The sequence below is a fragment of the Frankia sp. CeRuru1 genome, from assembly GCF_977966315.1.
This window is the reverse complement of record NZ_CDWWEW010000484.1, coordinates 1-3,314: the sequence shown is the minus strand read 5'-3', so window position 1 is coordinate 3,314 and position 3,314 is coordinate 1. Positions and strand designations below refer to the sequence as shown.

The window sequence follows — 3,314 nt, the reverse complement described above, 5'->3', positions numbered from 1 at the left end:
ACCCGACTTGCAACGATCCCCTCGTCTTGGCCCACGCCCGCGCGCTGCTCGTCAGCTCCCCTGAGGGGGCCACCGCCTACCTCGACGCCGACCTTCGCGACCCGGAGAAGATCCTGGGGCTCGCGGCGCAGACCCTCGACTTCAGTGAACCCGTTGGCTTGGTCCTCACATCGGTGTTGGGACTGATCCCGGAGCTCGACGAGGCCACCTCGATCGTGCGCACCTTGCTGGCGGCCCTCCCCTCGGGAAGCCACCTGATTGTCGACGATGGCACGGCCGACCCGGACAGCGAGCAGATCCTGGAGATGAAAGAACTCTCCGACGGCTACGAGTACAGCTATCGAACCAAGGAGACTATCGGCGCATTCTTCGACGGCCTCGAACTCCTCGAGCCAGGCATCGTTTCCCCGCCACACTGGCGAAACGACCCTGGGTCGACCGAACCCGTCGCAAGGTTCCAGTCATGCGGCGTTGGGCGTAAACCCTGATGCGCCCGTGGGGCCCCTCAAAACCCTGCCGCCCCTCAACGGAGTAGAAGGCCGCACTTCGCCGCCGTAAGCCAGTGCCCGGCACCCGCTGTAGGGTCGCTGTCCGTTGATGACGGCCGGCACGCTATCCAGGGTCGGATGCGGCTCCCGGCGTCCGCTGCGCCGGCACGCGGTACCGAGCGGGTGAGCGGGCCACACCACGGCCGGCCGGGCCGGCGAGCAGGGTGACAGCGGCGATGTTGATCTGTGTGCGGGCGGCGTCCAGGCCGTCCTGGTTCTGCGCGGTGTCGTAGCGGTCGAGGGCTGCCCGCAGCGCGGCCCATGCCGGTGATGCCGGGTCGATGGGCGGCGTGAACGCGGCGAGCGTCCGTGCGACGTCTGCCGGTGGTGTGACCTCGGACAGGGCTGCCATGCGCGCGATGAGAACGAGCGGGCGCAGCCTGACGGGAACGAGCGGGGCCTCGGGGTTCAGACGACCCGTACGGTCTGCATCATCCGGCCGGCGCTGGCGGGCGGGATCGGCCATCACAGGCGCCCCGGCTGTCCCGCCGCCGCGATCGGCGGGCGTTTCCTCGGCGGGGCAGCCGTAGCGTGGGGAAGGTGCCAGTCATCCAAGGCCCGTAGCCCGTCGGCGACCCGGCGCAGCAGGGCCGGGTCGTCCTCGAAGGTCACCGGTATGAGCGGGTCTGGGGTGGGCTGCGGTGTGCGCTGGTCCAGCTGCCCGGCCTCGATCCGCGGCTGCGTGGGCTGCGGGAGGTTGGCGCGCAGCGCCGCCCAGACGACCTTTCCTCCCGATTTCGCCCGATACCAGGACCATCGGCTGCTGAGCGCGTTGACGAGGAGCAGACCGCGCCCGTCCTCTCCGTCGGAGTCCGGATCCCGAAGGACAGGCGCGGCGGCAGCGTTGTCCCAGACCTCGATGAGGAGGCCGCCGCCGCTGGCCGTGAGCCGGACCGCGACGACGCCTCCGGCCGGGCTTGCCTTCGCGGCATTCGCCGTGAGCTCGGACACGATCAGAGCTGCGGCGTCTACCGCTTCGGAGTCCAGCCGCCACCCCTGGAGCACACGGCGGGCGGCGGCACGGGCGTCGGGGACGGAGCTGAGGAGAGCGGGGAACCGTTCGACCGCCACACGGACGGCCGGTGACGGCGCCGGGTACTGGCTGCCCTCGCGGGATCGCGGCGGGTGCTGCTGGTCTGTCGGGGCGGCCTGCGCGGGGATGCGGGCCGGCGGTACGAGGGGCACGATCGCACTGCCGAGCCCGGCTACCTGGTATTCGAAGGAACGGCGTGCTACCGGGGAGCGCGGGAGGTGCGTCATGTCGGGGACCAGCACGACGGCCCGGTCAGATCGTCCGACCGCTTCGAGGAGGGCCGTCAGGCCAGGCTGGGCGTCACTCGGCAGGGCTTCCTCGTCGACATAGATTGCCACCAGGCTCATCCCCTCGACGGCAGCGAAGTCGCTGATCACTCCGCGCAGGCGGTGTAGCTCGCCGTCCCTCGTGCTCGTTGTCCGTAGGTATCCGAATGCGGTCCGCGTCACGCGCCACCGTCCGTGATCTCCGCGGAGCCCACCCTCGGCGTTCGTACGCGCGTGCGGCGACCGTCGTGTGTGTCTCGCGCGCTGGTGAGCACGGTTCGCATCTGCACCACCCAGTTCCGGCCCGTGTGGACGACACGGACGCACCATCTGCCCTGAGCACCGTTGGCCCGCCCAGGCAGCCTCCCTGTGACCAGCCGTGGCTGCTATCCCCGTAGCCCGCGGCGCCTTAGCCAGATCGTGGCGGGGTAGTCACGGCATCAGCATGCCCGCAATGCACGTTCCGTGCAATGCGCGGCAGCTACCATGCGTGGAAATTTTCGTGCTGTGGACTCCCTCTGCAGGGTGGTGCATGTGAAGCTGGCAGACTCGGCCCAGGTTGACCTTGACGAGGAGGCGGTCGTGGCGGGCGAAGCGACCCCGACGATGCGACGCCGCCAAGTCGGCGCGGAACTGCGGCGACTCCGCGAAGGAGCCGACATCACGATCGACCAGGCCGCAGCACACCTGCAGTGCTCAGCCTCGAAGATCAGCCGTATGGAGACAGGTGCGGGGATCCAGCGCACCCGCGACGTCACCGCACTCCTCGACCTCTACGGCGTGACCGGCGAGCAGCTCCGCGACGAGCTGCTCGGGATGGTGCGTTCCGCTCGCCAGCAAGACTGGTGGCACAGCTACACCGACGCCGTGCCCCGCTGGTTCGAACGGTTCATGGCAGCCGAGAGCAGCGCCGTCAGCGTCGAGGAGTTCGAAAACCAGCTCGTCCCCGGGCTACTACAGACACCGCAGTATGCCCGCGCGGTGCTACGGGCGGCGAACACCAGCCTCGACGACGACGAAATCGACCGCCGGGTCACCGTCCGCATGGAACGACAGAAACGGCTCGCCGGCGACGACCCGCTCTCACTGTGGGTCGTGCTCGACCAATCCGTACTCCACCGCCACGTCGGCGGCTCCGACGTCATGCGCACCCAGCTCGCCCAGTTGGCCGACCGTGCCGCGCAGCCGAACATCACCGTGCAGCTCCTGCCCTACACCCTCGGGGCGTACGCCGCGTTCGGCTACCCCTTCACGATCCTCGCCTTCGCGACCCCACCAGGCGGGGAGGTCGTCCACATGGATCAGCTCCACAGCGGCCTGTACTTGGAACGAGACGCCGACCTGCGCCGGTATAAGCTCGCGATGAACCGCCTACGAGCAGCCGCGCTGGACCCAGAACGATCGAGCAGGCTGATCATCGAGGCCGCGGAGGAGATGGGATGAACAGCACCCCACCCGGCCCCACCA

General features: G+C 69.3%; 4 protein-coding genes. 2 read left to right on the top strand and 2 right to left on the bottom strand.

Going from position 1 to position 3,314, the window contains the following annotated elements:
- Nucleotides 1–488 (top strand): SAM-dependent methyltransferase (locus AC08OP_RS23140; protein ID WP_476616105.1); only part of this gene is annotated, 488 nt, incomplete at its 5' end.
- A 124-nt stretch (nt 489–612) separates the two neighbouring features.
- On the opposite strand, the gene AC08OP_RS23135 is transcribed toward AC08OP_RS23140, so the two are convergent.
- Together AC08OP_RS23135 and AC08OP_RS23130 are read right to left on the bottom strand one after the other, a co-directional pair.
- Nucleotides 613–1,014, bottom strand: coding sequence for a hypothetical protein (locus AC08OP_RS23135; RefSeq protein ID WP_476616104.1), 402 nt, complete (start codon nt 1,012–1,014; stop codon nt 613–615).
- On the bottom strand, nt 1,014–2,030 hold the full coding sequence (locus AC08OP_RS23130) for an ATP-binding protein (protein WP_476616103.1): 1,017 nt from the start codon (nt 2,028–2,030) through the stop codon (nt 1,014–1,016). Before AC08OP_RS23130 ends, AC08OP_RS23135 begins: the two co-directional genes overlap by 1 nt.
- 351 nt (nt 2,031–2,381) lie before the next feature.
- Here AC08OP_RS23130 and AC08OP_RS23125 point away from each other — a divergent pair, with 351 nt between their 5' ends.
- Complete coding sequence (locus AC08OP_RS23125) at nt 2,382–3,290, top strand: helix-turn-helix domain-containing protein (protein WP_476616102.1); 909 nt, start codon at nt 2,382–2,384, stop codon at nt 3,288–3,290.
- Nucleotides 3,291–3,314 lie beyond the last annotated feature (24 nt).

Excerpts from the sequence above, each read along its gene's own strand:
- AC08OP_RS23135 (WP_476616104.1), bottom strand. The coding sequence starts at position 1,014 with ATGGCCGATCCCGCCCGCCAGCGCCGGCCGGATGATGCAGACCGTACG.